The sequence below is a fragment of the Microbacterium sp. KNMS genome (genome assembly GCF_053851835.1).
The window spans coordinates 21,390-36,857 of record NZ_JBSQBP010000004.1 but is presented as its reverse complement, the minus strand read 5'-3'; the positions used below and the strand labels follow the sequence as shown (position 1 = coordinate 36,857).

The 15,468-nt window shown below is 69.3% G+C and carries 15 protein-coding genes; 7 read left to right on the top strand and 8 right to left on the bottom strand.

The annotated features are described in order from the left end of the window. Window positions 1–73: 73 nt before the first annotated feature. Window positions 74–1,228, top strand: coding sequence for a hypothetical protein (locus ACWXWW_RS03715; protein ID WP_455968830.1), 1,155 nt, complete (start codon window positions 74–76; stop codon window positions 1,226–1,228). 588 nt (window positions 1,229–1,816) lie between these two features. Here the strand turns inward: ACWXWW_RS03715 and ACWXWW_RS03710 are convergent. The 5 genes from ACWXWW_RS03710 to ACWXWW_RS03690 form a co-directional block, all read right to left on the bottom strand. Next, a complete protein-coding gene (locus ACWXWW_RS03710) occupies window positions 1,817–3,142 on the bottom strand; it encodes a D-alanyl-D-alanine carboxypeptidase family protein (protein WP_455968828.1) in 1,326 nt (441 codons plus the stop codon). Between the two features lie 154 nt (window positions 3,143–3,296). Beyond that, on the bottom strand, window positions 3,297–3,965 hold the full coding sequence (locus ACWXWW_RS03705; RefSeq protein ID WP_455968968.1) for a GntR family transcriptional regulator: 669 nt from the start codon (window positions 3,963–3,965) through the stop codon (window positions 3,297–3,299). A 150-nt stretch (window positions 3,966–4,115) separates the two neighbouring features. Continuing rightward, the gene (locus ACWXWW_RS03700) at window positions 4,116–4,727 is read right to left on the bottom strand and encodes a hypothetical protein (protein WP_455968826.1); all 612 of its coding nucleotides are present in this window, start codon (window positions 4,725–4,727) and stop codon (window positions 4,116–4,118) included. 53 nt (window positions 4,728–4,780) lie between these two features. Continuing rightward, window positions 4,781–5,293 carry a PaaI family thioesterase gene (locus ACWXWW_RS03695; RefSeq protein WP_455968824.1) on the bottom strand — a complete coding sequence of 171 codons (513 nt, stop codon included), beginning with the start codon at window positions 5,291–5,293 and terminating at the stop codon, window positions 4,781–4,783. Next, complete coding sequence (locus ACWXWW_RS03690; RefSeq protein WP_455968822.1) at window positions 5,290–6,315, bottom strand: NAD(P)-dependent oxidoreductase; 1,026 nt, start codon at window positions 6,313–6,315, stop codon at window positions 5,290–5,292. Before ACWXWW_RS03690 ends, ACWXWW_RS03695 begins: the two co-directional genes overlap by 4 nt. A gap of 54 nt (window positions 6,316–6,369) precedes the next feature. Between ACWXWW_RS03690 and ACWXWW_RS03685 the strand changes: the two genes are divergently transcribed. Continuing rightward, window positions 6,370–6,921 (top strand): GNAT family N-acetyltransferase, encoded by a 552-nt coding sequence (locus ACWXWW_RS03685; protein WP_455968820.1) that lies wholly within the window; start codon window positions 6,370–6,372, stop codon window positions 6,919–6,921. On the opposite strand, the gene yczR is transcribed toward ACWXWW_RS03685, so the two are convergent. Next, window positions 6,898–8,343: a MocR-like transcription factor YczR gene (yczR, locus tag ACWXWW_RS03680; protein WP_455968819.1), complete on the bottom strand. Its 1,446-nt coding sequence runs from the start codon at window positions 8,341–8,343 to the stop codon at window positions 6,898–6,900. The genes ACWXWW_RS03685 and yczR overlap by 24 nt on opposite strands. A gap of 87 nt (window positions 8,344–8,430) precedes the next feature. On the opposite strand from yczR, the gene ACWXWW_RS03675 reads away from it, so the two are divergent. From ACWXWW_RS03675 to ACWXWW_RS03660, 4 genes are all read left to right on the top strand, one after another. Next, window positions 8,431–8,715, top strand: a complete 285-nt coding sequence (locus ACWXWW_RS03675; RefSeq protein ID WP_455968818.1) for a hypothetical protein — start codon at window positions 8,431–8,433, stop codon at window positions 8,713–8,715. After that, window positions 8,712–10,199 carry a CoA transferase gene (locus ACWXWW_RS03670; RefSeq protein WP_455968817.1) on the top strand — a complete coding sequence of 496 codons (1,488 nt, stop codon included), beginning with the start codon at window positions 8,712–8,714 and terminating at the stop codon, window positions 10,197–10,199. The genes ACWXWW_RS03675 and ACWXWW_RS03670 overlap by 4 nt, the downstream gene beginning before the upstream one ends. Window positions 10,200–10,510: 311 nt before the next feature. After that, window positions 10,511–10,963, top strand: coding sequence for a hypothetical protein (locus ACWXWW_RS03665; RefSeq protein WP_455968815.1), 453 nt, complete (start codon window positions 10,511–10,513; stop codon window positions 10,961–10,963). Window positions 10,964–11,104: 141 nt separating this feature from the next. Next, a complete protein-coding gene (locus ACWXWW_RS03660) occupies window positions 11,105–11,485 on the top strand; it encodes a hypothetical protein (RefSeq protein ID WP_455968814.1) in 381 nt (126 codons plus the stop codon). A gap of 85 nt (window positions 11,486–11,570) precedes the next feature. Here ACWXWW_RS03660 and ACWXWW_RS03655 read toward each other — a convergent pair whose 3' ends face one another. Beyond that, a complete protein-coding gene (locus ACWXWW_RS03655) occupies window positions 11,571–12,677 on the bottom strand; it encodes a hypothetical protein (protein ID WP_455968813.1) in 1,107 nt (368 codons plus the stop codon). 14 nt (window positions 12,678–12,691) lie between these two features. Beyond that, the gene (locus tag ACWXWW_RS03650) at window positions 12,692–14,236 is read right to left on the bottom strand and encodes a hypothetical protein (RefSeq protein WP_455968811.1); all 1,545 of its coding nucleotides are present in this window, start codon (window positions 14,234–14,236) and stop codon (window positions 12,692–12,694) included. 403 nt (window positions 14,237–14,639) lie between these two features. Here ACWXWW_RS03650 and ACWXWW_RS03645 point away from each other — a divergent pair, with 403 nt between their 5' ends. Continuing rightward, window positions 14,640–15,467 carry a helix-turn-helix domain-containing protein gene (locus tag ACWXWW_RS03645; protein ID WP_455968810.1) on the top strand — a complete coding sequence of 276 codons (828 nt, stop codon included), beginning with the start codon at window positions 14,640–14,642 and terminating at the stop codon, window positions 15,465–15,467. The last annotated feature ends 1 nt before the right edge of the window (window position 15,468 follow it).

Sequence of the window (15,468 nt, the reverse complement as noted above, 5' to 3'; positions counted from 1 at the left end):
CACCCGCGCGGGTGATCCGCTCCCGCTCTCGCGGGCGAAGCGCGGCACGGGGTCTCCGCGCGACCGTGGAGCCATGGACATTCGCACGCAGATTCCGAACCCGGCTCCGACCATCCGCCCGCCCGCGTCGCGGCCGCTCGCGTGGGTCGGCGTCGCGCTCGCGACCGTGGCGCTCGCCGCCGCGGGGGTGTGGCTCGTCGCTCCCGACGCCGGCCCGTTCGCGGCGGGCGGCACTCCGCTCGAGCAGCTGCTCGGCGGGCCCGGGCCGTTCGCGTCCTTCGCGGCGGGCGCCATCCTCGCGCTCGCGGGAGTGCTCGCGCTCGCCGCGGGGCTCGCCTCGCTCGCCGGATGGCGGTCGCTCGACCGCGCGGCACCCGCGCTCGCGCTCATCGCGTCGCTCGCTGTCGCACTCGGCCTCGTCGGATTCGACGGCATCGTCATCGCGGGGTACACGCTCGCGACCCTCGTGCCGATCGGCGTCGTCGTGGTGATCGCTCTGCTCGCGCGGCGGCGTCCGCTCGCGGCGGTCGCCCTCGCGGTGCCGGTCGTGGCTGTCGTCGTGCTCGCCGTGACGGGTCTGTTCCCGGTCGGGATGTTCTACGGCCGGTTCACCGAGACCGTCCTCGACGATCCGGTCCGCTTCGTCGGGGCGCTCGGGCTTACTCTCTTCGCCGGAGTCTGGATGGTCTGGGCCGCGACCTCGACGGCGGCCGCGCTCCCGCGCATGGGGGCGTTCGTGCAGCGGCATCGCGTGGCGATCACGGTGCTCGCGGCGCTGTGCCCCGCGCCGTACGTCGTCGCGCGTCTGACGTGGCTCACGCCGTGGCCGCTCTTCGGAGGCGACCTCGAAGCCTTCGCGGAGCACCCCGACATGTTCGTGACGGGGCTGCTGCTCGGGGCGGCGATGCTGCTCGGAGCCGTGCTCACGCTCGGCCTCGTGCTGCCGTGGGGCGAGCGCGCGCCGCGGTGGGTGCCCGGCATCGGCGGGCGGCCGGTGCCGATCGCGCTCGCCGTCGTGCCGGCGCTCTCGGTCGCGGTGCTCTTCACCGCCGGTGGCGTGCAGGAGTTGGGGCTGATCGTCTCGGGGCAGCTGCACGGCGCGAGCGCGCTCGTGCTGCCGTTCTGGGCGTGGGGTCCGCTGCTCGCGCTCGCGACGTGGGGGTATGCGCGGAAGCGGATGGCCGAGGTGCCGTGCGCGGGGGCGTCGGCGTCCTGCCCCGGTCGTTGAGCGAGGGGCGTGGCTGTCTTCTCCCGGTCGTTGAGCGAGGGAGTGCCGGTACCTCCCCTCGGTCGTTGAGCGAGGGAGCGCCAGCGACCGAGACGAAACGTGGTGACCGTTCTTCGGCAGCGTTTCGTCTCGCTTCGCTCGCTCAACGCCCGGGAGGGGCTTCGTTCGCTCAACCTCCCGAGCGGGAGTGCCGCTACCTCCCCTCGGTCGTTGAGCGAGGGAGCGCCAGCGACCGAGGCGAAACGTGGTGACCGTTCTTCGGCGGCGTTTCGTCTCGCTTCGCTCGCTCAACGCCCGGGAGGGGCTTCGTTCGCTCAACCTCCCGAGCGGGAGTGCCGCTGCCTCCCCCTCGGTCGTTGAGCGAGGGAGCGCCAGCGACCGAGACGAAACGTCGTGACCGTTCTTCGGCGGCGTTTCGTCTCGCTTCGCTCGCTCAACGACCGGAAGGGGCACCAGCTCGCTCAACGCCCGGAAGGGGCACCAGCTCGCTCAACGCCCGGAAGGGGCACCAGCGCGCTCAATGCCCGGAAGGAGCGCCGACGTCGCCGGAGGTGCATCCAGTCTGCTGCGGGCAAGGGAGCTCCCGCGTCACCGGTACTCCGGCGCCGCCGGGAGCCCGAAGAACGCCTCGAGCGAGTGGTACCCGCCGTCGTGGTAGACCCGCGCGAGGTCGGCGCCGATGTACCGCAGGTGCCACGGCTCGGCGTTGTATCCGGTCGTGCCGGTCTGGCCCGACTCGTAGCGCACGATCCACCCGTAGCGCCAGGAGTTCTCGCGCACCCAGCGCTCCTGCGCGGTGCCGGCGAAGCTGTACAGCGAGCCGCATCCGCCGCCGCACGAGACGACATCCGCGGCGAGGCCGAGCTGGTGCTCGCTGTAGCCCGGCCGGGCCGCGAGGCGCTCGCCCTGCTCCTGGCCGAGCGTCTCGACCTGGTAGCGATGGATGCGCGCCTGGGTGCCGTACGAGCGGTAGCCGCTCGTCAGCGCGATGCGGCCGGCGCCCGATGCGGCGACGTCGCGCTGCAGCTGCTCGAACGATCCGACGGCGTCGGAGCGGATGCCGCCGTCGACGAGAGAGCCGGATGGCACGGTGAGCGACGAGGGGACGTAGTCGAGCGGAGTCACGGGGCGCTGCTTGTTCACGACGACCCACGGCAGCGCCGGGTCGTCGAGCGGCACGCACGCCGCGCGGCCGTCGGCGATCGCGTCGCGCAGCGCGCCCGCCCCGCCGAAGAGCTGCGTGATGCGCCCTGCGTCGTGGGCTGCGAGCGCCGCGGGCATGTCGGGCGACTGACAGCCGACGCGCGGTGCTGGCTGGCCCGTGATCGGAGGCGACGCCGCCCCCGAGGTGGGCGCGTACATGGCGACGCCCTCGTACGTCCAGTTGCGGTCGCTCGAGCGCAGCTTCTGGGCTTCGTCGGCGTTGGCGGTGTAGAAGTGCTTCTCGAAGCCCGGGCTCCAGAACCGATGGACCGCGACCGTCCCCTCGGTCTGCTGCGCCGCGGCGCAGAACCGCACGCCCTCGTAGGTCCAGTTGCGGTCGGTGCGGCGCACCTCGTCGGCCTCGGCCGCGTTCATCGTGTAGAAGTGCGACGTGTAGGCGGATGACCAGAATCGGTGCACGGGCGAGGTTCCGGCCGGGCAGGCGCCCGACGCGAGCGGCCAGACCCGGAAGTCCGTTCCCTCGTACGTCCAGTTGCCGTCGTTGCTGTGCAGGCCCTGCGCCTCGGAGTGGTCGAGCGTGTAGAAGTGGGCGTTCTCGTACCCCTGGCTCCAGAACCGGTAGATCGGGCGGCTCGAGCTCGGGTCGGGCGAGGCGCTCGCGGCGGCGGCGGGCGCGACCGTCACGCTCGGCGCGACCATCCCGCCGAGCAGGATGGCGGCCGCGAGTCTGCTCGCGAGCCTGCGGATCACGGAACCCGGCTTCCGCCCTCGTGCACGTGCTCGCCCCCGCGCTGCGCGCGCCATCCCCCCGGAAGTCATGATCCCGATCGTATCGACGGGCCGATGGCGGAGGGGAACGGAGCGACCCGGGCACCCGAGCGGATGGCGCGGGCCGGCTGCGGCGCTACGGTGCGCCTTCCTCCACCGCGGGACGGCAGTCGGCGAAGGCCGCGGGCAGGAAGAACTCCTGCAGGTGCGTCGCCACCTCGGCGCCGTCGCCCGCCTCGAACGCGCGCTTCAGCTGCGAGATGGTGGGAGCCACGTCGATGTCGTGGCTCGGCCCCGTGCGCACGACGTGCCCGACGTGGAACAGCAGCGTGATGCGGGCGGCGTTCCACGCTTCGAGAAGGTGCTCGTTCTCGGCGGCGCGCGCGAGCGCGCTGACGAAGCGGGTCGAGCTCAGGAGCAGGTCGCGCGGTTCGGCCGCTGCGACCAGGGCCGCCAGCTCGGCGGACGCAGCCGCGTGCATCGTCGTGCCGGCGAGCTTCGGGATGGCGACCCGCGCGACGCCGCCCGCGAGATAGGCGGCGAACTCCGCCGCCGCCTTCGTCGATGCCGTCGTGACCGGGGCGACGCGCGTCCAGCGGCTCGCTTCGACGTCGACGAGTCCGAGGGGAACGAGGCGTCGGATGGCCTCGCGCACGGGCATGCGCGAGATGTCGAGCTCCTGCGCGATCTCCGCGAGCTCGAGGGCCTCGCCGGGGGAGTAGCGCCCCTCGCAGATCTCACGCGCGAGATGCTGGAACACGCTGTCGGTCAGGGACTCCGTGTGGGCGCGGATACGCGGCTGCATCACATCGACTCCTTCGCAGTCGCACTCGGGTATGCGACTGAAGGTACGGCCCCTGCGACACTTCGCGCACGGGGTTGTTAGGGTACGAACATATTGGCATAATCCCGGCGCGTGGCGCCGGATCTGTCGGGTTTCTGTCGCGTTGCCCGCTCAGATTGGCCGATAGGGCGCCTCCTGCACGGCGTGTGCCAACACGAGCTTCAGCGCGAGCATGACGGGAAGCCACCCCCACAGATCCGGACTCGGGATGTATGCGGCGGCCATCGCGACGAGTGCGCACCACGACAGCGCGACGGGACGCTCGAGGTACAGCGGTGCGGTTCTGACGAGAGCCACTCCCGCCAGCACGGCGAGATACCACCCGAGCCCCCACCACCACATGTGCGGAGGGAAGAGGACACCGACCACGATGGGCTGAACATGCAGCGCGGCGAAGGAGATGGGGGCGTTCACGATGCTGCTGAGCCGCGACCGCCGGCCAGCCGGCGGCGGGCCGAAGTGGTCTCGCTTGGCCGAGTTCAAGCCGTTCGCCACGACGCCGCCGACGATGTCGAGGGCGATGATCGCGGCGAGGGCATCGTGTCCGATGGTCCAACCGGCGTCCGCGGTATGGGCTGCGAGCACGAGAACGATGGCTCCCAGCGCGCCGACGACAATCGGCAGCGTCTTCTCGGAGCGGGTCGCGCCTGAGCCGAACAACGCGTCGCGTCCGCCGGACGGCGCCGACCAGTCGATGCGTGCGCTCTTCTTCTCATCGGGCATCGGATACCTCCGGACTGTTCGACAGACTCGCGTTGATCCTCGCGCGGGGAGGCTCATCTCCTGTCCCGCGGTCGGCTTCGGTCTCCGGCCTCGCCGCGCAGGGTCATGAGGGAGCTCTCCGCGATGGCGATGACGCGCTCGCTGTCGTCGACGATCTCGCAGCGATAGTGGGCGATCGTCTGCCCGGCGTGAACGGACGCGGCGGATGCCGTGAGTGTCGCTGTCCACACAGGACGCAGGAACCGTACGGTGAGTTCGATCGTCGCGAAGGACTCGCCGGGTTCGATCACCGTCGAATGCGCGGTGCCGATCGCCGCGTCGGCGAGCTCCGCGATGGTTCCGCCGTGGACGGTCCCCTGCTGATTGCCGTGGATGAGGGGATCCACCGTCATGCGCACCGCCGCTTCCCGAACGCCCGCGCGCACAACATGGAGTCCCAGCAGTTGCGAGATCGCCGTCGGGTGACGCAGGTGCGTTCGGTCAGCGACGGTGAGTCGGCCGTCGATGTCGCGCTCAAGGTATTCGAGGAAGGGAAGGAGCGCGTCGGCGTCTTCTGGCACGCTCACCACTTGGCCCCGCGGAGTGCGGCGGTTCGCGCCCGGTATGCGCTGATGACGGCGACAATGTCATCGTTGCCGTGGCCGAGCGCGGAGGCCTCGGAGAACAGCCGTGCGCAGTCGTTCAGCAGGACGGCTTCGATCCCCTTCCCTGCCGCGGACGCCGTGACGAGCTCCGCGTTCTTGAGCACATCCGCGACCGCGGCCTGCGCGGAGAAGTCGCGTTTGAGCAGCTTCCCGGACTTCATCTCCGACACCGCCGACGACATCGGCCCTGAAGCAAGGATCGACCCGAGCAGCTCGACGTCGAGCCCGTGCCCCTCGGCGAAATGGAACGACTCGGCGAGGCCCGTGACGAGGGCGATGAGGAAGACGTTCACGGCGAGTTTCATCTGCATCGCCTCAGGAGGCGTTCCGCATCGATAGACGCTCCCGCACGCCGGTCGCAGCATCTCAGCGACCTCGCCTATCGCCTCCGGATCTCCGGCGAGGAGGCCAACGAGTTGCCCGGACAACGCCGGCTGTCGCGATCCGGACACCGGTGCCTCCACGTATCGGCCGCCGGCCCTCTTCACCCGGTCGTTCAAAGCGGCGGAGTGCGCCGGCGAGACGGTGCTCATCTGCACCAGGGTGCGTTCGCGGAGCCGACCCTCGTCGAATCTGAGGATGTCGTCTGTCGCGCCTTCGTCGGTGACCATCATGAAGACCGTGCGGCATCGGGCGAACACGTCGGCCGCGGTGCGCGCGACCTCGGCGCCCGCCGCCGCCAGGGGTTCGCATGCGGCGGGAGTGCGGTTCCACACGACGAGGGGCTGTGCCGTGAGCAGTCGCGATGCGATCGCCGAGCCCATGAGGCCGAGGCCGATGAATCCCGCCGCTTCAGATGCCGTTTCCGCCATCGACTGTCCCTCCGCGTTCGCTCCGTGTCGATGCATGAAGCACACGACATCTGGCATGTGCGCCGCGAGGGCCAATTTCAGAAGCTGGACTCGCTCGAAGACCAAGGACTCGCGAGCGCGTGGCCGGTCCACGAGGTCGATATTGGACGTCGGGTTCGTACCAGCGCGATCAGTAGCCTGCGTGTCATGTGCGCAGACGTCGTGATCTCCTCACTCGCCAGTTCAGAGGATGCCCTCGCGTTCCGGAGCTTGAACGAGGAGTGGATCTCCCGTCTCTTCACGATCACCGAGGAGGACCGACGAGTGCTCCGGGGGCCGGTCGAGCGCATCATCCGCCCCGGAGGGGATGTGCTCCTCGCCCGCTCGTCCGCGTCCCCGGAGATCGTCGGGTGCGTGGCCGTCGTGCCGCACGGGGGAGGCGTCTTCGAGCTCGCCAAGATGGCGGTCGCGCCGCCTGCGCAGGGGGCCGGGTTGGGTCACCGACTCGTCGAACGTGCGCTCGCCCGCGCCAGGGAGCTCGGTGGGACGCGCGTCTTCCTCGGGACGAGCACGCGTCTCGCCACTGCCGTTCGCATCTACGAGGCAGCGGGATTCGAGCGGATCTCGCGAGACGACCTTCCCCTAGACGACTACTACGAGAGGGCGGACCTTCTGATGCAGCTGGAGCTCGAGCGGAGAGATCACGCCGACGCCGGCGAAGGCACGGCCGACCGCTCAGACGACGGACGGCTGCCGTAGCGTTCCTGCGTTCACCGCCTCGTGGGAGACGAGCTGGCTCCACGCCTCGGCGAGCATCTGCACTCCCTCCGACAGATCGGCGATCGGGGAGGTGAACGGCAGTCTGAGATTGCGCTCGAACGCCCCATCGATGGAGAACTTCGGACCGGCGACGAGTGCAAGCCCGCGAGCGTCGCAGAGGCTGGCCAGCGCCGAGCTCACCGGCCGGTCGAACTGCACCCAGAGGGAGAGACCGCCGTGCGGGTGCGGGATCGTCCACTCGGGGAGATGCTCCGTCAGGAGCCGCGTCAGCACGGCACGGTGCTCGACGAGGAGGGCACGTCGGTGCTCGAGCAGCTCGGGCATGGCCGTCACGATCTCCCGGCCGAGCAGCTGCTCCATCTGCGGCGTCCCCAGGTCACCCGCGGGGCGAGCCTGCGCGAGACGCCGGATCATGGCGGTGTCGGCCCGGATCCAGCCGAGTCGGAGTCCACCCCAGATCGACTTGCTCAGCGAGCCCACGGTGATGATGCCGGAGCCGTCCGACGATGAGTGGCGTTGCGCGTGCCGGGCGAACGGACCGTCATCCCATCCCCGGTCGATGTCGAGATCGGCGGTCGTCTCGTCGATGACGAGAGTGGTCCCGAACGTCCTGGCTGTCTTCGCGATGATCTCCCTGGCGTCCGGCGGCAGAGAGGCGCCGGTCGGGTTCTGGAAGTCCGGCACCACGTACGCGAGTGCTGGTCGGGCGGCCGCGAGGGTGTCCAGCAGGTGCGCGACATCCCATCCCTCCGTCGTTACGGGCGTCGTGACGAGTCGGGACCCCGCTCGTCGAAGCGCATCGTAGGCGTGCGGGTAGGTCGGAGCCTCGATGAGCGCGATATCGGCTCGCGCGAGCACGGTGTTCGCGATCAGGGAGAGGGCGTGCTGACCGCCCATCGTCACCATGATCTGCTCGGGACTGGTCGGGAGCCCACGTCGCGCATAACGCTCTGCAATCGCCTCGCGGAGCGCGAGGTTGCCCAGGAGGTCGAAGCCGGGTCCCTCCAGTGCGTCGACCATCCTCTGACCAACACGGGCGAGGATGTCGCGCAGCCCGTCGACGGGCGGTGGCACGGCCCGCGCGAAGTCGATGGTGCGGGCTGTCGCGGTCGCTGTGCTGCCCGGGAGGACGGCGCGGCTGCCTGAGCCGCGCTGGCTGATGACATAGCCGGCTTCTCGAAGAGCCTGGTACGCCGCGACGATGGTGGTGCGGCTCCTTCCCGTCTGCGCGGCGAGGTCCCGTTCGGAGGGGAGGCGTGTTCCGACCGTGATGCGGCCGTCCGTGATGAGAAGCCGGATGCGCTCGGCCAGAGCGTCGTACGCGGGCCGCGAAGGATCGAGGTCGCCGAGCATGCCGATGAGGCTGTGCGCAGAGAGCCGATGCGCGACGTGACCTGTCATCGGTCCAGTTTACGAAAGTGGCGCTTCTTCTCGATCGAATGCTGTCGATTGGATTGATCCCCATCGGATGCCGAACGAGGAGCGGTCATGAACGGACGACATCTCGCGACGTTGCAGGAGCTTCCTGGCCTGCTCGAGCGCTTCTGCATCGCGTGCATCTGCAGGGAGGAGATCCGCGGCACGGGAAGCTGCTCGGGGGTCGGGACGGAGCAGACCGCGATCGAACTCCTCGTGTCGCCGTCAGCCGTGATCACCTTGATCCTCGTCGTCGGAGTGGCGCTCGCGATCGGGGCTCGCTCGTGGCGTGGCAGGACGCGCGGCGCCGCTCAGCGTTCGGCGACGTCGACCCGTGTGGACGGATCCAAGACGTGACGCGGCAGCCGGACTCCCCGCACGATCCCGTTGGCGGGCGTCGCGCCATCCATCACGTCGGGAGCGAGGTCGCACGCGTGCTTGGTCTCCGTGCGGAAGAGCTCGCGACGATCGACCGCGTGCGGGGAACGGCGTCTTGGGAATCGCGGTTGAGAGTCGACGAGCTGGCGTATGACAGCGTGGCGCTCGCCTCCCTGGCGATCGCGCTCGTCGGCGTCGAGCGCGGCAGTGTTCGACGCGAGGGTGCTCTTGTCGCACTTGACGCTGCGCGGGTGCGCGCGTCGTTCGGCAGCGAGAAGGTCTTCGCCGTCGACGGTGAAGCCCCGACGATCTGGGCGCCGCTCTCTGGGTTCTGGAGAGCCGCCGACGGGTGGGTGCGGACGCACGGCAACTACGGGCATCATGCCGAGCGCCTCGCGCGGCTGCTCGGGCTGGGGCGGGTCGACGACCGAGTCGGAGCGGCCTCGGCGATACGGTCGTGGTCGCGCTTCGAGATCGAGAGCCGCGCGAACGAAGCGGGAGCGCTCGCTGTCGCCGTGCGCGATGTGGCGGAGTGGCACGATCACCCTCACTTTCCGACCGTTCACGACCGCCCCATCATCCGATTCGAATCACGGGGAGCGGCGGCACCTCGTGCATGGAGCGACCGTGCGCGGCGACCGCTCTCGGGCGTTCGCGTGCTGGATCTGACGCGCGTGATCGCGGGCCCGGTTGCCACGCGCGACCTCGCGCTCGCCGGCGCCGAGGTTCTCCGCATCGACTCGCCTCGACTTCCCGAAGCGGCATGGCAGCACCTGGACACGGGGCACGAGAAGCGCTCCGCGCTTCTCGACTTCCACGAGGCGGCCGACTTATTGCGGCTCGAGCGTCTGCTGGCGGACGCGGACGTCGTCGTTCACGGCTACCGTCCTTCCGCGCTCGATCAGTTCGGTCTTGATGCCGAGAGCCTGCACCGCCGGTTTCCTGGACTCGTCGTCGCGCAGCTCTCGGCATGGGGAGCGGACGGCCCGTGGGGGAGAAGACGCGGATTCGACAGCCTCGTGCAGGCCGCGACCGGAATCGCGATGCTCGAAAGCGCGGATGGCGTGACGCCCGGCGCTCTTCCGGTCCAAGCCCTCGACCACGCGACGGGTCACTTTCTCGCGGCCTCCGTGGCCACAGCGGTGCGGGCACAGCGCTCTTCGGGCGGATCGTTCGAGGTTCACATCAGCCTTGCCCGGATCGCGCAGGAGCTCGTCGCCTCCGGGGCTGCGGATGGCGGCGCGCCACGGGCGCCGTCGCAGCCCCTGAGCTCCGTGCAGGTTCCGCTCGCCGCCTCATCCGAAGCCGCAGCGGCAATCGTCACCTGCGCGCCGCCGGTGCTCGGGTTCCCCGGCGCTCCCAGAGAGTATCGCTCGCCTCTGCATGCCTGGGGAGGAGATGCTCCGCGTTGGGTGGATCATCTCCTCCCCAGGAAGGGAAGACAACGTGCACTCTCACAATGACGAAGCGACGTTCATGGTCGCCGCTGCGCTCCGCGCGGGCGGCGGCGTGACCCACGGCTGGACGGCGATGAAGGCGATCGCCGAGGGGGACTGAGGTGCCGCAGCACGACGACTGTTCGGATTCTCCGTTCGGCTGACGAACGAGCTTCAGGACGCCACTCCGTCACTAGCTTGAAGACAGGGCGCTCGGGCTGGGGAGCCGAGCGCCCTTGATCTGCCGACGCACAGCAGGAATTGCGAGACGGGAACGAGGCCGAGACATGCGACGAAACAGGAATCTGGTCCTGGCCGGAGCCGTAGGCGCCGCGATCATGACTCTGGCGTCATGCGCCGCGCAGCCGGAGCCCCCGGCGACCGCGGTCTACATCGAGGGCGATTGGCAGTGCGTGACGGGCGCCGACAGCGAGGTAGCCCAGGACAAGTACACCTATCACCTGCGTGTTGAGCCGTCGTCGATCTCCGTCGGCGCAGCTCCGACCGGTGAACCGCTGACCTGGAGCCACTACGACTACTCTCTGAGCAAGGACGGCACGCTCACGACCTCTCCGCAGGAGGGCGGCTCGGGATGGGCCATCTACCTGCCCGAGGAGCTCTCATACGATTCCGTGAACACCACGCGCATCGTCGAGGGCTGGTCGGAGAACCTGGAGATCGCGCTCAGCCCCTCGGAGGCGTCTTGGACGACCAGCACCGGTCTCGAGTGGGTGTGCAGCAGGGGGACGTTCGAGGATGACGGCAACACGTTCGTCCCGGAGGAAGGGTGAACCGAACCCAGCCGTGAGATCGGCGCAGAACGGTCCGCAGACGGATGATCAGCGAGGCCCTGCGTTGATCATCGCTGCGACAGTTCGCGTCAGCCATTCGTACGCGGGCAATCGGTCGGCGGTGTACTCGGTGCCGTCTGTGTGGACGAGCAGATTCTCTGCGTAGTCGACGACCAGCGGATAGAAGGCCGATTCCTCGGTGAGGTGTCGTTGGACCTCTACGACTGGTTGTCCCTTCGTGACCCCTCCGAGGAATCGGGGCAGGAGAGACCCTCGGTGGCTGGTCGTCGTCGAGCATGGGCGCACAACGTCGTCGTACAGCGCGAGTCGGCCGATGGGGAGAACTCGCGTGCGGTGGACCTTGTCGATCAACTCCACGCCGTGATGACCCGCTCCGTAACCATGGCTCAGGGTCACCACCGGCAGAGTTTGGAATCCTCGCTCGTGGAGCAGATGCAGCGCGGAGCGGAACTGAGCGCGGAACTCAGCATGGAGCGCACGCCGCTGTTCAGACCGTCGTAGGTCGAGAGCACGAGAATGATCAGCCTGGTCCGCGAAGCCTTTCAGATGCCGGGAGACGTCGTCTTCGAAAGCCGCCGGCGACATGTCAGCCCTGCATCTCGATCGAGAAGACGCAACGCTTGTTGACGACACCCACCCGATAGGCCGCCCACTCTCCGTCGCCCGGACCGGTGAAAACCACGTAGAAGTCGGGGATGGCGGCGTCCTCTTCGACGGGTTCCTCCCGCACTTCCCAGCTCCATCCGTCCTGAGAGGCGAGTGACTCGATCGCCACGTCGAGATCGCTGCTGGAGATGTTCCCGTCGCAGTACCACGCCGACTCGGTTGCGTAGGAGGGGAATCCCGCCTCACCCCAATCCCGCAGGAACTCGGGTCCCGAGTCCGCTTCGCTCACGACCACAGGTTCGGCGAACTCGACCCGAGCGGCGAGTTCGGCCGCGATCGCATGCAGGGCGTCGTACGCAGCCTGATCCGTGAACGAAGAGGGGAGCACGGGAGTGCACTCGGTCGAGATGTCGCACGACGTCTTGAGCTGCAGGTCGAAGTACGGAACCGAAGCCCAGACGCCGTTGTATCGGGTGTCGCCGAGGAGCGATCCGCCGCCGCACCCGCCCTCCGGCTCGAAGACAGCAAGCGCGTCCGCTGTCGTGCTGAGACCGGGGCCCGCGCAGTAGTTCGCGATGCGCTCCGGGGCCGCATTCTTCTCGAAGTCGACGTGCACGATCACATCGAGCTCGGTGCTGAGATCGTCGAGCTGCGGAAACAGCGTGTCGAGCGGGATGTCCGACCACGCGCACGCGATCTCGCTCTCTCCCTCGGTGCGTGAGGTATTCAGGTAGAGCCCCGCGGAGAAGGGCTCGATCAGCCCCTCGATCGACGCGCAGTCGAACCCGTCGGGGAACCCGACCGGAACGAGACCATCCGCTGAGCTGCCCTGCGCGGACTCAGCTGAGCCGCCCTGCGCCGGCTCGGCTGCCCCGCTCTGCTCCGGAGCGGCGTCGGTCGACTCCTCGGCCACGGGAGCCGTCCGCGGCGCGCAGCCGATGACCGTGGCGCCGGCGCACAGGAGAGCGACGACCGAGATCACCGGCCGGACGCGACCCGCCGACGCCGCGATCGACGGAACGGGCCACGCCCGAGGGCGCGACGGCTCCGGCGATGCGTGCCGGGTGCTGATCAGTTCGCTTTCCATGCGGCGTCCATCCGTCAGCGACGGGCGCCGCGCGCTCGCATGCCCAGGCGGATGGCCGTCGCACCCACGGCGACCGCGACCGTCGCGAGGAACGCCAGCCACGGCTGCTGCGCGCCGCCTGTCGGGGCGAGCGGACGGTCCTGCTCCTCTGCCTTCGGATCGCGGGGCCCGTCGGCGCCGCTGTCTGCATTCCCCTCCGGAGCGGTCGGAGGCGTCGACGGCTTCTGCTCGGGCTCGGTGAGCTGCTCGGGCTCGGCGGACTGCTCGGGCTCGGCGGGCTGCTCGGGCTCGGTGGGCTGCTCAGGCTCCGAAGGCTGCTCAGGCTCCGAAGGCCGCTCGGGCTCGACCGGCTGCTCGGGGGCCGCGAACGTGAAGGCCCACTGGGTCTCGGCCTCCGACGGGAACGCGTAGCCCTCTTGCGGAACCGCCGTGATGATCACGTCCTCGGTCAGCGTGAGCGTTCCCGGAGCGACGAGCTCACCATCCGAGTCGCCGGACCGCACGATGTAGTCGACGCCCGGGACATCCGGGATCGTGACCGAGTTGCCGTCCTGAGACGGTGCGGGCGGAGTGACGAGCGTGACCGGCGGCTCCGCCGGCGTGTAGGTGAACTGCCAGCTCTGCTGCGACCCCTCCGCGAACGCGTACCCCGCGGTGGGCACCGCGACGACGGTCAGATCCTGCTCGAGGACGAGGTCTCCCGGCTCGAGCGCGTTGCCCTTCTCGTCCTGATATTCCACGCCCTCGGCCTGCGGGATCGTCACGACGTTTCCCTGTTGCGTCGGGGCAGGCGGCGTGATGACGACGATCTCGTGGTCGTAGGTCCAGTGCGTCGGGACGGGCTCGTTACGGATCCCGAAGTCGAAGACCTTCCGCTCATCCGTGAACGACAGCACCCGCATGCCGCCTTCGGGAATCTCCACGACCCCTGAGGAGGGCGTCAATGCGAGATCGCGGCCTTCGTGGTCCCAGCACCCGACGAAGTGGCCCATGTCGATGAAGCATCCGACCTCGTGACCGTCGATCAGCCGGGGCACAGCGAAGTACGACACGCCCTCCAGAGCGGGCAGCGTCAGCTCGTTGCCCTCGCGGGTCGGCTCGGTCGGCGGCACCTGGCAGTGCGCTGTTTGCGTCCAACTGTCGGTGTACCCGTCCGTGTCGATGAGGAGCGCGACACCGCGATCGTCGATGGGGACCGCGATCTCACCCCAGGTGCCGGGCGTCACATTCAGAGAGCCGGTCCAGATGACGATGGCGGGGTCGAGCGCGTCGAGGCTGCTCGGGGTGTCGGCGAGGGCGACGGCGGTGACCGCCACCTCCCCGCCGCCCACGAAGTCGTCGGACAGAGCCACGGTGAGCGTGGCCACTCCCGTGCCGTCGACCCCGCACACGACATGACCGGGAAGGTCGGTCCACGTCGTCGGGCCGGACTCGAAGGGGTCGAACGGCAGGCCAGGCGGGACGCCCGGCTCAGCAGCATGTGCGGGAGCGCCGCTGACGAGAACGGCGAGAGCCGCGGTGACGGCAACGCCGAGCGCGGTGCGGGCAGAGGTCTTCACGGTGGGTTCATCCTCGGATTCGGGGGACGATGAGCGTCTCGGTGGCCGGATGGCCGGAGGCGACTGCCGAGAAAGCTACTTGCGAGGGCCGACCCGGGAGAACGAGTTCGGCCGGATCGGGAAATTCCGGCCACGCGAACAGCCGTCGACCGTGCCGACGGCCGCGTTCGCAGCGTTGCCGGTGCGTTCGGATGCGTACGGACGGAAAATCCGGACGGCGTCCGACACCCCATGGGCGCGACGTGTGAGCGCTCTCGTGCGTCACACGTCACATCGCCGCCTGCGGCATGCGCCAGAATGATGCCCATATACCGGGGGAGCTCTGCACGGGCACCCCCTTGACACGGCACATCCGATGGCAGACGGAGTCGCGATGAACCCCACACCCTCCGACACAGGCCCAGTGCATAGCGTCGACGTCGATTCCGTCGCGGCGTTCGCGAGCGACCTGAAGTCGTTCAAGGAATCCGCGGTCGGGGCCGAGCCGCTGCGCGCGCTGAGCGCGAAGACCGGCATCTCGACGAGCGTGCTGTCTGAAGCGTTCGCAGGGCGCAAGCTGCCGACAGAGAACACCGTGCGCCGCATCGTGGATGCGCTCGGCGGCGACCGCGCCGAGTGGGTCGAGCGACGCGCGCGTCTCGATCCCCGCCGCGGCGCCGGCCGGGAGGAGGCGATGGAGACGCCATCCGCTCCCGACGCGCCGACCCGGCCCGCTCTGCTCAAGCGCCCCGTGTCCTTGGGTGCGCTGCTGCTCGCAATGGCTCTGACAGCCGTCATCGCGGTCGCCGGGTCGCTCTCCATCGCGTCGCTGATCCTTCCCCAGGCCTCGACGGCGCAAGCGGAGCCCGGGCCAGAGGCCACCTATCTTCCGATCGAGAACGGAGTCGACCCGATGCAGACGGTCTGCAAGGAGGACGCGGTGCTCGCCGGGGGAGACGAGTTCCTCGACGGCGCCGTGCTGGTCGAGATGATGTACTCGACGCACTGCATGGCCGTCTGGGGTCGCGTCACGCGCTACGACGGTCTCGCCTCGGGCAACTCGATCTCGCTGACCATCTACCCGCGCGACGACCCCGAGAGCGATCGCAATCAGACGCGCACCGACTCCGACCTCCAGTCCCTCTACACGACGATGCTCATCGAGCCCGATGTCGAGGCGCGGGTCTGCGGTGTGGCGACGGTGACCGTGGACGGCGAGGAGTTCGTTCAGCCGAACCCGGTCTGCATCTGAC

What these genes read in the sequence shown, in the direction of transcription:
- ACWXWW_RS03715 (WP_455968830.1), top strand. Translation starts at nt 74, where the DNA reads ATGGACATTCGCACGCAGATTCCGAACCCGGCTCCGACCATCCGCCCG.
- ACWXWW_RS03705 (WP_455968968.1), bottom strand. Translation starts at nt 3,965, where the DNA reads ATGCAGCCGCGTATCCGCGCCCACACGGAGTCCCTGACCGACAGCGTG.
- yczR (WP_455968819.1), bottom strand. Translation starts at nt 8,343, where the DNA reads ATGACAGGTCACGTCGCGCATCGGCTCTCTGCGCACAGCCTCATCGGC.
- ACWXWW_RS03665 (WP_455968815.1), top strand. Translation starts at nt 10,511, where the DNA reads ATGACTCTGGCGTCATGCGCCGCGCAGCCGGAGCCCCCGGCGACCGCG.
- ACWXWW_RS03675 (WP_455968818.1), top strand. Translation starts at nt 8,431, where the DNA reads ATGAACGGACGACATCTCGCGACGTTGCAGGAGCTTCCTGGCCTGCTC.
- ACWXWW_RS03685 (WP_455968820.1), top strand. Translation starts at nt 6,370, where the DNA reads ATGTGCGCAGACGTCGTGATCTCCTCACTCGCCAGTTCAGAGGATGCC.
- ACWXWW_RS03655 (WP_455968813.1), bottom strand. Translation starts at nt 12,677, where the DNA reads ATGGAAAGCGAACTGATCAGCACCCGGCACGCATCGCCGGAGCCGTCG.
- ACWXWW_RS03700 (WP_455968826.1), bottom strand. Translation starts at nt 4,727, where the DNA reads ATGCCCGATGAGAAGAAGAGCGCACGCATCGACTGGTCGGCGCCGTCC.